At 69.5% G+C, this 15,634-nt stretch carries 13 protein-coding genes and 3 pseudogenes; 7 read left to right on the forward strand and 9 right to left on the reverse strand.

All coding sequences use genetic code 11. The features are described 5' to 3' along the window. Positions 1-227: 227 nt before the first annotated feature. A pseudogene (gene aac(3) / locus ACZ4U4_RS27915) lies at positions 228-1,066 on the reverse strand (aminoglycoside 3-N-acetyltransferase). On the opposite strand from aac(3), the gene ACZ4U4_RS27920 reads away from it, so the two are divergent. The 3 genes from ACZ4U4_RS27920 (at position 1,053) to ACZ4U4_RS27930 (ending at position 4,653) form a co-directional block, all read left to right on the forward strand. Then, positions 1,053-1,436, forward strand: a complete 384-nt coding sequence (locus ACZ4U4_RS27920) for an MmyB family transcriptional regulator (RefSeq protein WP_467879759.1) — start codon at positions 1,053-1,055, stop codon at positions 1,434-1,436. The pseudogene aac(3) and the gene ACZ4U4_RS27920 sit on opposite strands and share 14 nt — an antisense overlap. A gap of 1,341 nt (positions 1,437-2,777) precedes the next feature. After that, entirely contained in the window at positions 2,778-3,458 is a 681-nt protein-coding gene (locus ACZ4U4_RS27925) for a hypothetical protein (RefSeq protein ID WP_467879762.1), read from the forward strand. Between the two features lie 517 nt (positions 3,459-3,975). After that, a complete protein-coding gene (locus ACZ4U4_RS27930) occupies positions 3,976-4,653 on the forward strand; it encodes an NIPSNAP family protein (RefSeq protein WP_467879765.1) in 678 nt (225 codons plus the stop codon). Between the two features lie 79 nt (positions 4,654-4,732). Here ACZ4U4_RS27930 and ACZ4U4_RS27935 read toward each other — a convergent pair whose 3' ends face one another. From ACZ4U4_RS27935 to ACZ4U4_RS27960, 6 genes are all read right to left on the reverse strand, one after another. Beyond that, the gene (locus ACZ4U4_RS27935; RefSeq protein ID WP_467879768.1) at positions 4,733-5,800 is read right to left on the reverse strand and encodes a hypothetical protein; all 1,068 of its coding nucleotides are present in this window, start codon (positions 5,798-5,800) and stop codon (positions 4,733-4,735) included. Continuing rightward, positions 5,797-6,189 carry a TauD/TfdA family dioxygenase gene (locus ACZ4U4_RS27940; RefSeq protein ID WP_467879771.1) on the reverse strand — a complete coding sequence of 131 codons (393 nt, stop codon included), beginning with the start codon at positions 6,187-6,189 and terminating at the stop codon, positions 5,797-5,799. The genes ACZ4U4_RS27935 and ACZ4U4_RS27940 overlap by 4 nt, the downstream gene beginning before the upstream one ends. Continuing rightward, the gene (locus ACZ4U4_RS27945; protein WP_467879773.1) at positions 6,173-6,517 is read right to left on the reverse strand and encodes a hypothetical protein; all 345 of its coding nucleotides are present in this window, start codon (positions 6,515-6,517) and stop codon (positions 6,173-6,175) included. Before ACZ4U4_RS27945 ends, ACZ4U4_RS27940 begins: the two co-directional genes overlap by 17 nt. Before the next feature lie 302 nt (positions 6,518-6,819). After that, complete coding sequence (locus ACZ4U4_RS27950; RefSeq protein ID WP_467879775.1) at positions 6,820-6,966, reverse strand: hypothetical protein; 147 nt, start codon at positions 6,964-6,966, stop codon at positions 6,820-6,822. A gap of 27 nt (positions 6,967-6,993) precedes the next feature. Continuing rightward, positions 6,994-7,236 carry a hypothetical protein gene (locus ACZ4U4_RS27955; protein WP_467879777.1) on the reverse strand — a complete coding sequence of 81 codons (243 nt, stop codon included), beginning with the start codon at positions 7,234-7,236 and terminating at the stop codon, positions 6,994-6,996. A 367-nt stretch (positions 7,237-7,603) separates the two neighbouring features. Beyond that, positions 7,604-8,584, reverse strand: coding sequence for a zinc-dependent alcohol dehydrogenase family protein (locus ACZ4U4_RS27960; RefSeq protein ID WP_467879780.1), 981 nt, complete (start codon positions 8,582-8,584; stop codon positions 7,604-7,606). A 131-nt stretch (positions 8,585-8,715) separates the two neighbouring features. Here ACZ4U4_RS27960 and ACZ4U4_RS27965 point away from each other — a divergent pair, with 131 nt between their 5' ends. Then, on the forward strand, positions 8,716-9,387 hold the full coding sequence (locus ACZ4U4_RS27965; protein WP_467879782.1) for a response regulator: 672 nt from the start codon (positions 8,716-8,718) through the stop codon (positions 9,385-9,387). Here ACZ4U4_RS27965 and ACZ4U4_RS27970 read toward each other — a convergent pair. Then, positions 9,376-10,602: a sensor histidine kinase gene (locus ACZ4U4_RS27970; RefSeq protein WP_467879785.1), complete on the reverse strand. Its 1,227-nt coding sequence runs from the start codon at positions 10,600-10,602 to the stop codon at positions 9,376-9,378. The genes ACZ4U4_RS27965 and ACZ4U4_RS27970 overlap by 12 nt on opposite strands. A gap of 354 nt (positions 10,603-10,956) precedes the next feature. Here ACZ4U4_RS27970 and ACZ4U4_RS27975 point away from each other — a divergent pair. Next, positions 10,957-12,781 (forward strand): annotated as a pseudogene (locus tag ACZ4U4_RS27975) (MMPL family transporter). Positions 12,782-12,944: 163 nt separating this feature from the next. On the opposite strand, the gene ACZ4U4_RS27980 reads toward ACZ4U4_RS27975, so the two are convergent. Then, positions 12,945-13,232: a fibronectin type III-like domain-contianing protein gene (locus tag ACZ4U4_RS27980; RefSeq protein ID WP_467879788.1), complete on the reverse strand. Its 288-nt coding sequence runs from the start codon at positions 13,230-13,232 to the stop codon at positions 12,945-12,947. Between ACZ4U4_RS27980 and ACZ4U4_RS27985 the strand changes: the two are divergent. Further along, a pseudogene (locus ACZ4U4_RS27985) lies at positions 13,201-13,898 on the forward strand (formylglycine-generating enzyme family protein). The gene ACZ4U4_RS27980 and the pseudogene ACZ4U4_RS27985 overlap by 32 nt on opposite strands. A 249-nt stretch (positions 13,899-14,147) precedes the next feature. Next, a complete protein-coding gene (locus tag ACZ4U4_RS27990) occupies positions 14,148-15,191 on the forward strand; it encodes a glycoside hydrolase family 18 protein (protein WP_467879791.1) in 1,044 nt (347 codons plus the stop codon). Positions 15,192-15,634 lie beyond the last annotated feature (443 nt).

A 15,634-nucleotide genomic window follows, 5' to 3' on the forward strand; every position in this document is an offset into this window, starting at 1 on the left:
CTTCCCACGGCTTCGGCCGCGCCACCCCGCACCCCCAGATCACCGGTCCGGGGGCGATCCAACCACGTCGAAGATCATTTCGTTAGGAGTTCTTAGTGCTCCAGTGCGGTTTCGTGATCTATTCAGCGGATCGTGTCGGCCGCGCCCCGCCTCGTCGGCTCTGGTTGTCTGGGCTGCGTCTCTTCGATCACTGCTGGCCCGAGGCCCGGGATGCCTCTGCTGCGCGCCTACCTGCTCAGTTTGTTTTCGATCCAGGTGGTGGCGAAGTCGATGACTTCCGCGGCCTCGAACAGATGGCTATCGGCAGCGCCGACTCTGCCCTGTCGACCGATTCCCGCAGCGAGCATGTCCTGGGCGATGGCTTCGAACGGCTCTTTCGCTTCGGGCACCACGGCCGAGTAGTCGAAGGCCCCGTCTTCCGAGTCGATGTCGTGGAAGTGGTGCCAGACCTGTCGGCCCTGCACGAGGATGGGCTGTTCGTAGTCCACGAACCGTTTGCCGGGGGCGTTGGCGAGCGCCTCGGCGTGGTGCAACAGCGTCACGGTGTCCAAGGGGGCGCCGAGCAGCAGGACCCGGCCTCTGTGGGCAGTCAGCCGTGCAAGGGGGCTGTCAGGGCCATGGGGATCATCCCAGGGGTGGTCGGTCATCAGCTCGGCTGCTGCCGCTCCCAGGGCCGCGAAGCTGGCATCCGGGTGACGACTGCGGACGGCTCCGGGCCAGCGGCGCAGTGCTTCTGGGAGACGGCCGTTGTTGTGGTCGGCCTCGCTGAGGTTCGGGTCGTAAGCGGGGTGTTCTGCGCGCAGGGCGTCCTGCCAGTCCTGTGGCCAGGTGACGAAGTCATAGGGGGTGCGTCGTTCCAGCCGCAGGTCACCATGAGGGTTCCCTGCGTTCCGACGACGTCGTGGAGTGCGCCGATGATGGTCTGCGGTCCGCCGGCCACGTAGCCGATGGCGGACATGCGCGTGTGGAACATGACGATGTCGCCGTCTCTGAGGCCGAGCGCGGCCAGGTCACGGCTGATCCGACTTCGGGTCACAGGACCGCTGGAGCGCTTGAGTAGTTCCATCTCGTCCTACCGCGACTGGGAGCAGCTGGCGGCACACAGCGCAGCCCACCTGCGCGCAATGGCGGGCGCCGACCCGGACATCCCGCAGCTCGCCCACCTCGTCGGCGAACTGATGCGGAAAAGCCCCGAGTTCGCCCGACTGTGGGAACGCTACGACGTACAGGCACGCAGCGGCGGCCACAAACACTTCCGACACCCCGAGGTCGGCCCGATACGCCTCAACTTCGAGATCCTGACCATCTCCCGCACAGACGGCCAACGCCTCGTCACCTACCAGGCACCACCCGGCACCCCCGACCACGACGCCATGCTGCTCCTCGACATGGCAAACCCCGCGGAGGCAGCACTCCCCGACGCGGCCGAGCAGTAGCCGACCAGGCTCACAGGACGAGAGGCGTACCTCCGAGGCCGGGCCTCCCCGGACCGCAGCTGGCATTCCCCGTCCGTGGAAAGTCAACACGCAAGCGGCACCGACAGCACGGCCCCAGCTCTTGGTAGTTGAGGTTAAGATCCGGACCAGGCAAGGACCAACGCGCTACCAGCGACAGTCTCGTCGGCATTTCGGCAGCTCAGCACCATCGCGAGTGCTGTACCACCAGCAGACGAAGAAGCTTCTGGTGTCGTACTCACCGAAGGATCTGGGGGTTCTTCTAGAGGCAGGAAAAAGGCGCCTGATCTGGCATTTTGCCGGTCAGGCGCCTTCCACTCGGCCCACCAAGCCATCGCCTGGTTTACGTCATACCCCCAGCCCCTCCCACCGCTATATCGATCCTGACCAGCTGTTCCGGACCAACGGCCTGACGCACGCACCTCGGCGCCCGCGGATATGGGGGCTTTCCCCCCGCGCGGGCAGAGGGATGCAGGCCCTGGAGTTTTTATGCCGCGAAATATGCGTGACCCGAAACGAACGGAAATTCCAGCTGTGACGCGCCACAGAAAAGTCGTCTTCACGGGCCTTGCGTCATTATCCATCCTGGCAACATCATGCTCGACAGCTTACGAGCCACTACCACGGGCGCCGCACTTCAAAGTTGGTGAGTTGCTGGGCGAGTGGCGCGGACCCGAAGGCGCTCGGCTCTCCTTGGGGAAAGGAGGGGAGGTGACGGCAGTGCGGCTCCGAGGACAAGAAATGGACTTCGACGACCACTGGAGCCTTTCTGGAAAAGGGAGTTGGCGGACCCGTAGCTCCTACGAGGGCAGCCGCACCGTAGCCGATGGGCACTTTGTGCAACTAACCATAACGAACGGAATATCCCGCGAGGCGAAGACCGGTCGAGCACAGATCGACGGATCCGACACCACCCCGGCGACCCGAACAAAGAGCCCGACCAATTACACTTGGGCGATGAGTCTCGAGAGGGAAGGCAAGGGGCTACACATTTACTACGTTGTGGGCGACCCCGACGCGCGATGGTTTTGCCAATTTACTCACATGTAATGAGAGTTCGAGGCGCCACGCGGCTCCCTGGGCGTCAGACCGATCGGAACAGGTCAGGCGTAAGGTTCGGCGTTTATCGACAGAGGTGGAACATTGCATCGAATATGCCTGGGATCTACTGTTGCCGGACATGAGGGCGGTCTCCGCCTGGCGTCGCGCTCCATCACAGTACGCCGGACTGTGCAGGTGCAACACTAAATGACTCGAAACTCTCCGGCCCACCGGTGTCCAGAACGCAGACATCTCATTGATGCCGCGGCTCGGATCCTGGTGATGCTCGTACTGACTGTTGGCGCCTCGGCGTCTCTTTCACACCTCATGCCGCGCCAAGTCGGGTCAGATGTACTGCGGAGCGACGCCGCACGCCAGAGTCAACTCGTCGTCCACGTCCAGTACCAATCTGACCTGGAGGTGAAGGCGCAGTGGACCACTGGACTCTGGGGCGAAAAGAAAATGATTCACCGGTTTCAGGAACTCCCTTATTCGCCTGGTGGAGTACATGAACTCGAGAAGGCACTGAATCGCGATTATCCGGCTGTACGCCACCATGTCGTGTTTGCACACGATGACACTTTGGAGGATTTCGGAGGGGTTGGCGCCTTTTTCCCTATAACGTATTGGCGGTTCATTCCTCAGCTGTGGTTGAAGTTCCTGACGCTTGGATGCTGCGTGGGGACCCTGGTGGCTATCACATTCCGGGAGAACCATCGAGCGAAAAGCCAAGGCTACTGGCTGCTGTCTTCTGCGCTGACGGGGGCGGGGATATTCGCCTATCTGGCCACGGAACCTTTCTCCATCATCCGGCACGCCATGGGAAGTCCTGACCTGCACGAAACGATGGGTGGCTGGCGGGTGTTCTTGAGCACGCTGGCGACCTGCGTGGTCGGAATGCTCCTCTTGATGGCCTTCGGGGCGGCAAGAGGATACGGAGTCCTCGAATTCGGTCAGGGGTGACCAGGCCATCGAGCGGGCCGCCGGGTGCGAGCAGTTCGGAAGTGCTTCGCCGAGGATCAGGTCGCGGTCGTCCGCGAGGCGGACGGCGAGGAAGGCCACGGCCACTTGGCGTTCGTCGGAGACGGTGACCTCGGCGTGCAGCTCCGCGGTCGCTGCTTGTTCGTCATGCCGTCCGCGCACATCAGTCCGATGCGCGCCCACCGAGTCAAACCCTGCACGGTTTGCGTCGGCTCGTCCCTTCACGCGCCCGCCGCTCGCCCTCCATCAGCAGGGGACTGCACGCCACCGGGACCATGTCACCGGACTCGAACCAGGTTCACAGAGTCGGGCTTGCCCTGCGTCGGCCACCGCCCTGCGAGCACCTCACTTCCGTGGGCAGCACCACTCACCGGAACAGCACCCACAACTCACTCACCCGGCACCAGCCACTTGGCAACATCGGCCACGTACGCTTCAACAAGCCATCGCGCCACAGGAAATGACGTCTCAACCGCGACCCATCTGCGAAAGGTGAGGCATGACGATGCCCCGGCCTCAGCCCGTACCGATCAACGGGGAAGACCTCGATCCACGGCAGCAGGGGCAGCGATACGAGCTGGCAACCTTGTTCTTCCGCCTGCTCGACGCCGAGAAGGCCGCCGCCGGGGTACTGCCCTGGGTCAACGCTCCTGCCGCACGGGGCAGATTGCTCGGCTGCTGGCAGACGGAGAACGGTCCGCTGGGGCAGCTGATGGTACTGCGCGGCTTCGCCGACGACGCGGAACTGACGCAGGAACGGACGCGGGCGCGCGGCAGCAGCGAACCGTTCGGCGCGGGCGAGCACCTGACCGATCTGACGCTGCAGAGCTTCGCCCCCTTCCCGTTCGTTCCGCCGGTACGCACCGGCCGGTTCGGCCCCGTGTACGAGATCCGCGACTACCACCTGCGCCCGGGAGGTCTGCCCCCGACCATCGCCGGCTGGCGGCAGGCGCTGCCCGCCCGGCACCGTGTCGATCCGCTGACGGTGGTGATGTACGCGCTCGACGGCGCCGACCGGATCATCCAGATCTGGCCCTTCCACAGCCTGGACGAGCGGGTCGGCATCCGCAGGGACCTCTACGCATCCGGCCTGTGGCCGCCGCCCGGCGCCCCGGAAGAGATCCTCGACGCCACCTCGATCATCGCCTGGCCGACCGAGTTCTCGCCGCTCTCCTGACGTGCCGTCGACGCCCTGGAGGGCCGGCGAAGTCGGTGTGCGCCATGGCCTGTCGGCCCTGGGCCCGTGCGGCGGGGTCTCACGTGCTGTCCTGGGCGTGGCTGAAGGGCGCGATCGTTGCGGCCCACCGGGCCTGCAGAGCGGCACGGAGGAGTGGCGGGATCAGGGGGTGCGTGAAGCCGCGGGTGGCGAGGCGGAATGGGCCTTCGATGTATGTGTTGGCGAGGGTGGGCAAGGTGAAGAACTCGTCGTGGGTGGGGCACGCGGCTTGCTGCATGGCGGGGGATCCGGGCAGGTCCGCGGGGCCCCATTGCCGGATTCCCGGGAGTCGGCTCAACCGGTCGATGAGCCAGTAAAGCAGTGAGGCGTGCAGCGGGGCGTCTTGGGTGGTGTCGGCGAGGGTGGTGATTTCGGCTGTCATGGCGACGCTCTCGGCCACCAGGAGGCCGTTCCCGAATTGGAGTTGCCGGGCAGCTGACGGTCCCCTGTGCTCGGTGAGTTCGGTGAGGTGATCCATGTGGGTGCCGTAGTGGAACTGCATGCCCGGGCGCTTGGCGGTCTCGTGCTCCGAGGGCGGTTTGAAGGCGACGACCAGGGTGGGGGTGTCCTCGTCCATCAACCAGTCCCGCCATGCCAGATCGACGCTGAAGTCCACATCGACGCAGCGGTGGCCGGTGCATCCGCAAGGGCGCAGGTGGGCAGTGCGGTCCAGATCGGCGGCGACCTCGGCCGCGCCGGACGGTGTGGGGGGGGGCGGGTCGGCGGGGCTGTCGTTGCGTACGCGGTCTGCCAGGCGCGCGAGGGTGACGGCGTGCCGGCGGACGTCAGCCGTGGGCCAGGGGGGCGGTACGGAGGCCGACCGTGGGCGGGGGTAGCGGGCGGGGACCGGCCCGAGCAGGCCGCGCAGGGCGCGCAGGGCGCGCAGACGTGCGGCGAAGCGTGGGAAGACGGGTGGCAGCGTCGATGCCGCCTCGTCGATGGCCGCGAGGGCCTGCAGTTGTCCGGTGACGACGGCGTGCAGGAGGCTCTCCGCCAGGTTTCGCGCGCGCCAGTCGTCAGCTTCCTCTCCCACCGCGGGCACCGCCATGACGCTCGCGACGGCGGAGTCGTCGTGGGTGGGGGGCGAGTTTTCCTCGGTGGTACTCATCCGGTCACCAGCCTGACGCGCAGGAGCAGACGTTGGGGGTCGGAGAACCAGGTCCGCCCGTGGAGGACCCGTTCGTTGTCGCATATCAGGACGCTGTCGGTCGCCAGAGGCAACTGAACCAGGAGGGGGTGTGCGTCGAAGTGGGCGTCGATGTCGTCCGCCACGGCCCGCAGGTCTTCGCCGACATCGAGGTTGTCCAGCCGCCAGCGGATCCGGCCGTCCTCACTGATCGCTGCACGGACCGTGTCCTGCTCTCCGCCGAAGGTGTCGGGTGGCACCCATCTCCACACCGGCTGACGAAGCCTGTCGAGCGTCGTCGGCTCCAGTCCGCTCTGTGCCCGGCGGGCAGCCAGCAGTCTGCTGAGCCCGCCGTCACGCGCCGGACGCACACAGATACAGAGCGAACCGGTTCTCCGGATCCGCCCGGTAGGCGGCGTCGGTGTGCAGGCGCGCCTCACCCGAGCGGATGCTGAACGTCGCCCCCGGTCGTTCCGTCGTGGCAGCCACCGGCCAGATCGTTTTGCCTCCGTCCCTGCTGGAGGGCGCGCCGACGCAACGAGCGATCCGTTCCACAGCGGCATGGTCGATCGAGGAGCCGTCGGTGAAGCCCGTCTCCTGCAGCACCGCCCATCCGCCGGAGGCCAACGCCTGCTGCGCCTCCTGTACGGATCTGCACGTCATCGACTGCTCCACCGTGTCACCAGGCTGCACCGCCACGGTTGGCTCCGCCGCTTGGCTCGCATGCACCCGCATTGACGGCCATGTGTCGCTCCCTTGTGTGCGTTGACCAGCGCCGGCGGTCCCTGTATCGCCAGTAACCCAGTTGGCCTGTCCGGGAGCAAAACAGCGGGCCTGTTCGGGTGACACAGGCCCTGTTCCCCGAAGCCACGGCGAAGTGCCAAGTAGCGCTCCGTGCGGCGTTGGCCCGGGACACGGGGCGACACCCGGCATGCCCTGGCTCACGGCGAACCCCGTGTTCGCCGAATCGGGCAGAGCGAGGGCGCATCGGGGCCCCGCGCTCATGAGGAGGGAGCGCCCTCGCTCGTTCGGTGTCTACGGACTTCGAGGATCGGCAGGAGCCGGCGCAGGGCGGCGTTCTCGCCGGGGTCGAGCACCGAGTGCTGGACGCAGGCGGGCAGCAACTGGCCGGTCCCGGGGTGTGCCATGCAGTACGTGCATGCCTGCAGGCGCTCCTAAGCGGCGCGGGCCCGGGGTTCGGTGCTCGTCTCACCGCGCTGCAACAGCTCCCAGGCGGGAGCGACATCGGCGGCGTCGATGAAGTTGTGCATGACGATCGTCATCGGCCGCAGCCTCCGCCGTACCGCGTGCCGTGCCAGGGCGGGCGTGGTGGCGCCGAGGTTGGCGCCGCCGAAGTGCCGGTAGTAGGCATCGCGGGCGGCCGCGTCGGCCGGCTCCTCGTCGGCCAGTAGCGGCATCCACTCCGCAGCGGCGGAGCTGGGAATGCACCACCGGCCGTGCAAGCACGCCATGAAGCGCTGACGCAGGCCCTGGGGTACGACCCGCGCAGCAACGTCGGCAAGATGCGCTACATCGCCGCCGCACTGCTGCAACGCCTCACCGGCCCGATCCCCCGCGCCGTTCCCAGGCCACCTGACCGGCACCGGACGCCTCTCCCCCGCGCGACGTCCCCTGAGGAAACGGCCCCCGAAACCGCACTGCGGAGACCTGCCTGGGACAAGGTCCGGCCCCGGGTCCTTCGCGGACCGCCCGAGCAGTCATCGGCTGACGAGGCCACGTCTCCGCAGATCTACCTGGAACAGGCCGGCATCGCCCGTGCGGCTGTCACCTTGCCGGGTCGATCAGGATCTTCCCCGAACGGCCGGCTGCCGGGCTGTTGAAGTGGTCGGCGAGTTCGCTGAGCGCGACGCGTCGCCCGACGGGGGTGCGCAGCCGTCCGCGGCGCAGGTTCTCGAAGACCGGGGCGAACAGCCCGGGCAGGTCCTGTCGGCCGTGCTTGTGGACGGTGTCGCGCAGGCGGAACAGCTCCACGCGGGCGCCGCCCCGGTCGGCGAAGCACTCCGCGGGGAGCGGTGTCCCGGACAACAGGCCGTAGTGCACGAACGTGCCGCCGCCCGCGGTCAGCGCGAACGTGTCACCTCCCACAGCCCCGCCCACGCAGTCGAAGGTGGTGTCAGCGCCCTGCGGTCCAACGGCCGTCCGCAGCCGTTCGCGCCATCCGGGCTCGTTCGCCGGGATCACGGCCCGCCACAGGGACGGATCGGCCACCGCCCGCCCCGGCGTTCCCCGTACCACTCCGACCGGCGCGATCCCGCGATCGGCCAGGAGTTCCGCGAGGTGCCCGCCGATCGCCGACGTCGCCGCCGTGACCACGACATGGCGCGCCCCCGGCCGGCAGAACCGGTCGACCATCATCATGGCCGTCAGCGGGTTGACGTAGGCGAAACAGGCGACCTCATCGGGCACATCGTCGGGCACCGGGACGCACCACGAGTGGTCGAGCCGCTTGTACTGCTGCCAGTTCGCCGCCGATCCGAGCGGAAGCACACGCCGCCCCACCGCCGCGGCGGGCACTCCCGGTCCGGCCTCGTCGATCACACCGACGCCCTCGAAGCCGGGAACCATCGGAAACGTCGTCCGCGACCCGTACGCGCCCGAGACGGTGACCTCGTCGGAAGGGTTGACGGTCGCCGCGAGCATGCGCACCACGACCTCACCCGCGCCGGGAGCAGGGGGCCCGTCCACGTCACGGACCGCCAGAACATCGCCCAACCGACCGGGCGAGTCAACAACAGCAGCCAGCACCTACGACCTCCCGCACACCTGTCAGCCCCCCATCCTACGAACGGCAGGACGCCCCCACGACGGGCCTCCCCGGCACGAGGTCCGCCCGCCACGCCCGCCGTCGTAGCAGGCCACGGTGGTAGAAACGGGGTGTGGCAGAGAAGCAGATCGAGGTGCTGGTCGCCGACGACCACATGCTGGTGCGTAGTGGTTTCAGCATGATTTTGGGGGCGCAGCCGGGCATCACGGTGGTCGGTGAGGCGGCCGACGGTGTGGAGTGCGTGGAGATGGCGCGTCGGCTGCGGCCGGACGTCGTGCTCGCCGACATCCGGATGCCGCGGCTGGACGGCCTGGAAGTGGTGCGGCAGCTGGCCGGGCCCGGGGCGGCCGGTCCGATGAATGTCGTGCTGATCACCACGTTCGACCAGGACGATTACGTGCGTACCGGGCTGCGCAACGGTGCGTGCGGGTTCCTGCTCAAGGACGCCTCTCCCGCCTTGTTGGTGGAGGCGGTGCGGGCGGCGGCCCGCGGGGACGCCTTGGTGTCGCCCGCGGTCACGGTCCGGCTGCTGCGGCGCTGGGGCGAGACCGCCACCGCCGAGGCGTCCGCCCATGTCGCCGCCGGTCTCAGCGCACGGGAGCGGGACATCGTGCGGCTGGTGTCGGTGGGGCGGACGAATCAGGAGATCTGTGAGGCGCTGTTCCTGTCGCTGTCGACGGTGAAGACCTATCTGGCGCGGATCCAGGGCAAGCTCGGGGCCCGTAACCGGGTGGAGGTCGCGGCCTGGGCCTGGGAGCACGGCGCGGCGCGCTCAAGCCGGTGAGTCCCCCTCCCCCACGTCGTCCGGTGCCGGGGCGGTGGGGGCGGCCAGGGGGAAGGTGGCGCGCACTTCCCAGCCGCCGTGCGGAGCGGGTCCGGCCCGGAGGGTTCCGTCGAGGGCCTCGATCCGTTCACGTACGCCCAGCAGGCCGAAGCCGCCGCGGCCGCCGGTCGGCACGGGAGACCTGCGGTGGGGCGCGGTGTTGCCGACCGTCACCACCAGCCAGGTGGCGTCCGTGTCGAGGCGGACGGTGGTGTGGGCGCCGAGTGCGTGGCGGCGGACGTTGGTCAGCGCCTCCTGGACGAGCCGCTGCACGGACAGAGCGGTCTCGGGGCTGAGCCGGGCGGTGCGGGCGGCCGCGGTGACGTCGAGCCGGGCCGGGGTGTCGTCGTGCGCGGCGGCGGAGTGGGCGGAGACCAGATCGGCGAGTTCGGTGAGCAGATCGCCGGGGCGCAGCGCGGTGTGGTCGGTCTCCCGCAGGACCCGCACGAGGCGGCGCGTCGACTCCAGGGTCTCGGTACCGGCCCGGGCGATGTTGTGGAGGAGGGGCGGCACGCTGTCGGGGGAGGTCGCCTGGACGGCCAGGGCGGCGTTCGCCTGGGCGATGATGCCGGTCATGTGGTGGGCGATGAGATCGTGCAGGTCCCGGGCGAGGGCCAGGCGCTCGGCCTGCCGGACGTCGTGCACCGCGCGCTCCCGGCGCGCCTCCAGAGTCCGGCCCCAGCAGCCGAGGGCCACACAGACCGCCAGGGCCAGGGTCAGCATGTAGTCCCCCGGGACGGACGCCGACGGAGGGCCGGTACGCAGCGGCAGCATCAGGACCGCGACGACGAGCGCGGCGGCGTGGACGGCCGCGGTGGCCGGACGGCGGACGTGGGCCGTGGTGCGGAGGGTGAGGACGAGCAGCCCGAAGGTCTCCAGCGCACCCCACCAGCCCAGGTCCACCGGCCGCAGAGCGCACCAGACGGTCAGGGCGACGGACACGGTCACGCTCACGACGACGCGGCTGCCCAGGGCGGTGGAGCGCAGTGTGCTCACCGCGCACACGCCGATCAGCGGGCCGGTGACCAGTACCGGCAGCCAGGAGGTGGTGCCGGACGGGATCGGCATCGCGCCGCGCACGGCGAAGTCCGTGAACCAGGTCAGTGCGAACGCGATCACGCCGCTGACCTTGGTGAGGCGGCCGGCGACCGGGAGGGGTGGGAAGTTCGGGTCCACGCTGATCAGCGTAGGACCGTGAGACGAGAAGCATGTCGGTCGAATGGCCGACACCGGCGGGGGCGGCCGGTACGAATGGCCGACGATGCCCTTTTCCGCCCGGCGTGATCATGGTGTCCGTGGCGGTCGGCGTTCCTTGCGCGCGGGCCGTTCGGCTGCCGCGTCCCCGCCGAAGAGGGCGCTCCGGCCGGCTGACACGTGCGCGTCCGCGGTAGCGGTCGCCCGCTTGCGACAGACAGAGCCCGTCCTGGAGGGCGGGGAGTACGACAGGTGGTCTCTCCCCGGTGTCCTGGTGTGCCGTCCGTGATCAGCATTCCCTGCTCGCACCGAACGACAGAGAGTTCCCACTCCCTCATGGCCACATTCCTGCACAAGATCGGCCGGGCCGCGTTCGCGCGGCGATGGCTGGTCGTCCTCCTGTGGGCGCTCGTCCTGGGCGCCGTGGGCGCCGCGGCCGCCAGTAGCTCCGGTCCGGCCAACTCCGCCATCACGCTGCCGGGCACCGAAGCCCAGCAGGCCATGGATCTGCTGGGGAAGAAGTTCCCCGCGGCCAACGCCGACGCCGCCACCGCCCGCGTCGTGCTGCGCGCCCCGGACGGGGAGAAGATCAGCGGCGCGGCGAACAAGGCGGCGCTCCAGGCGACCCTGGCCACGGCGGAGGACTCCTCCTCCCGCATCGCGCAGGTCAGCGACCGCGCTCTTCATCGTCTCCCGCTACCGCTTCGAACGCGCCGACGGCCACGACGCGCGGGAGGCCACCGCCCGCGCCAACGGCACCGCCGGGTCCGCGGTCGTCTTCGCCGGGCTGACCGTCGTCATCGCGCTGGTGGGCCTGGCCGTGGTGAACCTGCCCATCCTCACCGCGATGGGGTTGGCCGCCGCCGGCGCCGTCGTCCTCGCGGTTCTGGTCGCCACCACCCTGGTCCCCGCGCTCCTCGGGTTCGCCGGGGAACGTGTCCTCGGCAAGGCCCGTCGGCAGCGGGCCGAGGGTGCCGAGGAGTCCGCGCCGCGCCGCTCCGGCCTCGGGCACCGCTGGATCTCCTGCATCCTGCGCAGGCCGGCGACGGTCCTGGTCCTGGCGGTGCTCGCGCTGGGTGTCATCGCCCTGCCGTCGGCCAAACTCGAACTGGGGCTGCCGGACGACGGTGCCAAGGCCACCTCGTCCACCCAGCGCAAGGCGTACGACATGCTGTCGGAGTCCTTCGGCCCCGGCTTCAACGGGCCGTTGACGGTGACCGTCGACGACCGGGACCCGAAGGTCACCCGGACCGTCGCGAACGACCTGGCGACCTCGCTCACCGACGTACCGGACGTGGCCGCCGTGACCCCCGCCGCGTTCAACCAGGCCGGTGACACCGCCCTGCTCACCGTCATCCCCGAGAGCGCGCCGAGCAGCGACGCCACCAAGACCCTGGTGGCGGACATCCGCTCCCGGGCGGGCGGGTTTTCGGCGAAGACCGGGGCCGGCGTCCTGGTCACGGGGGCCACGGCACTGAACATCGACGTCTCCGACAAGTTCAGTGCGGCCGTCGTGCCCTACCTGGCGCTCGTCGTCGGTCTGGCCGTGCTGGTGCTGATCCTGGTGTTCCGCTCCGTCCTCGTGCCCGTCAAGGCCGCGCTGGGCTTCCTGCTCTCGGTCCTGGCCTCGTTGGGCGCGCTCGTGGCGGTCTTCCAGTGGGGCTGGCTGAAGGAGCTGATCGGCGTGGAGCAGACCGGGCCGATCATGAGCCTGATGCCCATCCTCATGGTCGGCATCGTCTTCGGACTGGCCATGGACTACCAGGTGTTCCTGGTCACCCGCATGCGCGAGGCCCATCTGCACGGCGCCGATCCGCGGACGGCGATCCGGACGGGCTTTAGGCACAGCTCCACCGTGGTCACCGCCGCTGCCCTCATCATGATCAGCGTCTTCGCCGGCTTCGCCGGATCCGACGACGCCATGATCAAGTCGCTGGGCTTCGGGCTCGCCATCGCCGTCGTCTTCGACGCCTTCGTGGTCCGGATGACGATCGTGCCCGCCGCCCTCGCCCTCCTCGGTGAGCGGGCGTGGACCCTGCCGAAGTGGATCGACCGCCTCCTCCCCCACGTCGACATCGAGGGCGAGAAGCTGGCCCGGCACACCCCGCCTGCCGCCCCCGAGCAGCGCGCACCCGCCCACAGCGGCGCCGCGAACGGGTAGCCCCTGCCCCTTCACCCCGGCACCGGCCGGGCCTCGGTCCCGGAGACCGCGGGTCCGGCTGGTGCCTTCGTATGCGGACCGGGGAGCCCGGACGCGTCCCGGCCCGCTGTCCGTCCTGCGTACGAGGGCGGGCAGCGGGCCGTGACGTCCGGCGCGGGGCCGGTCAGCCCTTCGGCGGGGTGACCGTGACCGTGTGCCCGGGGTCGTCCACGGAGGTCGCGATACGGAGGGTGAAGGCGCCCGGCTCGACCGCCCACCGGTGGGCGTCGGTGTCCCGGTGCCGGAACGCGGTGGGGGCGATCTCCACGCGGGCGCGGACGTGTTCGCCCGCCGCGCGGACGGCGGTGGACCCGCCGAGCCAGGCGGCCGGGCGCTCGACGGCGGAGTCCGGCCGCGACAGGTATGCCTGGAGGACCTGCTTGCCGTGCCGGGCGCCGGTGTTGACGACCACGACGGTACGCGGGGTGACCTCGCGGACGCGTCGGACGAGTTCGTCCTGGCCTTGCGGACCGCTCCCCGCAGCGGCGGCCGTACCGCCCGCCCACGAGCAAGTGCTGTTCGACGGCGGAGAGTTCCTGATGGGGGACGCCCTGGACGAGGGCTATCCGGCGGACGGCGAACGGCCGGTGCACACCGTCCGCCTCACCCCGTTCGCCATCGACGTCACGACGGTCACCGTGGCCATGTTCGAAGCCTTCGCCGAGGACACGGCCTATGTGACCGTGGCCGAACAGGAGGAGAGCTCGGCCGTCTTCCGCTCGGCCGCCGCCGCGGAACCGGCCGACATCCTCGGCGCGGACCCCGCCCTCCCCTGGTGGCTCACCGCTGACTGGCGCCCGCCCCCGTCCGCACACCTACCCGCCCAACGGTCACGGCCTGTACGAGGTCGCGGGCAACGTGTGGGAGTGGTGTGCCGACCGGTTCGCCCCGGACCACTACGCCCACTCCCCCACGGACGACCCGAAAGGGCCTGCCGACGGGAGCCGCCGTGTCCTGCGCGGCGGCTCCTATCTGTGCCACCGCTCCTACTGCCACCGCTACCGCGTCGCGGCTCGCTCGGCCAACTCCCCCCATGTCCAGCAGCGGGAACCGCGGTTTCCGGACAGCGGCTGCGTGACGGGGGCGGCACCGGACGCCACCACGCCCGACCCACCCCACCCGTCACCCATATGCCCGGCCCCATCGGCTCAGCCGCACGCGAACTCGTCAGACGTCGGCAGCGTCCCGTACTCCAGAAATTCCCCAAGTGCTTTCAAAGAAGGGGTAGTTGGGTCGACCATCCCTTGACGACGGCTTTGGTCTAGTCCTTTTCTGTCGGTGAACGGTCATGCTCTTCTCTCGTCCTCCCGGAAGGACCGGACACCTGATGAGGAAGCCGATCCGTACAGCCCTGACCACGGCCGCCGCCGGAGCCTTGTCCGTCGTCGGTATCACCACCGCCGACGCAAGTCCCGCGCAGCCGCAGGCGCTCCGCCCGGCCGCCCACGTGAACGCGGCGGGCGAGTTCGCCCCGTATGTGGACATGAGCAACTCCGGCGAAGGTCTGCTCGACACGGCCATCACCGGCCATGGCGTGAAGACCTACACCGCCGCCTTCACCATCGGCGCCGGTTGCGACAACATCTGGGGCGACACACTCCCCGTCGGCAACGACCCGTACACCGATCCGGAGATCGCCAAAGCCAAGGCCGAGGGCGCCGACGTGATCATCTCCTCCGGCGGGGCGAGCGGTCAGCCGCTGGCCTTCACCTGTACCGACCAGAGCAAGATCGACGCGGGCTATCAGAAGGAGATCACCGCCTACGGCACCACCTCCCTGGACTTCGACATCGAGGGCGCGGCCGTCGCCGACGCCGCGGGTGTGGCCCGGCAGATGACCGCGATCAAGGACCTGAAGGCGAAGAACTCCGGGCTGACCGCCTCGGTGACCCTGCCGGTGCTGCCCACCGGCCTGACCGCCGACGGCGTCAACGTACTGAAGGCCGCCAAGACAGCCGGCGTGAAACTGGACAACGTCAACATCATGACCATGGACTGCGGACAGGGCACCGGTACGGACATGGGCGCGGCGGCGATCAGCGCGGGCAAGGCCACCCTGGCGCAGATGCAGTCCGTGGACCCCGGCTACACCTACGCCAACCTCGGCATCACCCCGATGATCGGCGTGAACGACGACGGCTCCGTCTTCAGCCTGGCCGACGCCGCCTCGGTGGCGAGCTGGGCGGCGAGCAACGGGGTCGGCCGGATGTCCTACTGGTCCGTCAGCCGCGACCAGGCGTGCGGCGCGGTGGCGAAGACGGCGGCCAAGGGCCGCACGGACGCCGCACCGACCACGATGGGGGCCTCGCCGGTGTGCAGCGGCGTCTCCCAGGCACCGTTCGCGTTCACCGACGCACTCGGCAAGGGCTGACACCCGGGCCGTCCGGAGCCCCGCCCGAGGGCAGCTCGCCACCCCGTGGACGTCCAGGCCCGCGTCGACGCTTCCCGATCGCCCCGGAGAGCGATCGCCGGCGCGGGCCGGCGGGCCGTCCTGGCGGCGGCCGACAAGCGGGTGTTGCGCTCACACCGTGGACCTGTCACACCTCCGCAACGCATAACACCGACCTCGGCTGACACCGGCAGGGAGTGACGGGTGAGGCCGGCGAGAGGCGCGTGCTCCGCCGGCGGCCGGGCGGCGTGCGGATGCGGTCTCGACGCGGTGCCGGTCTTTGGTGGACTGTGCCTGCGCTCTCACCTTGAGTGACCGGCCGGGATCGTCGCCCGGGGCACTCACCCGCGGCCCGGGAGGGGCACGATACGGCGATGAGTGCACCTGCTGCCCGACCACGGAATCGGGCATATCGTTCGTAGTGT

The organism is Streptomyces sp. NPDC029159 (assembly GCF_055564055.1).

Bases quoted from the DNA above. Each gene is read 5' to 3' on its own strand.
- ACZ4U4_RS27925 (WP_467879762.1), top strand. From the start codon at position 2,778: ATGCTCGTACTGACTGTTGGCGCCTCGGCGTCTCTTTCACACCTCATG.
- ACZ4U4_RS27930 (WP_467879765.1), top strand. From the start codon at position 3,976: ATGACGATGCCCCGGCCTCAGCCCGTACCGATCAACGGGGAAGACCTC.
- ACZ4U4_RS27935 (WP_467879768.1), bottom strand. From the start codon at position 5,800: ATGAGTACCACCGAGGAAAACTCGCCCCCCACCCACGACGACTCCGCC.
- ACZ4U4_RS27950 (WP_467879775.1), bottom strand. From the start codon at position 6,966: ATGGCACACCCCGGGACCGGCCAGTTGCTGCCCGCCTGCGTCCAGCAC.
- ACZ4U4_RS27955 (WP_467879777.1), bottom strand. From the start codon at position 7,236: ATGCCGCTACTGGCCGACGAGGAGCCGGCCGACGCGGCCGCCCGCGAT.
- ACZ4U4_RS27990 (WP_467879791.1), top strand. From the start codon at position 14,148: ATGAGGAAGCCGATCCGTACAGCCCTGACCACGGCCGCCGCCGGAGCC.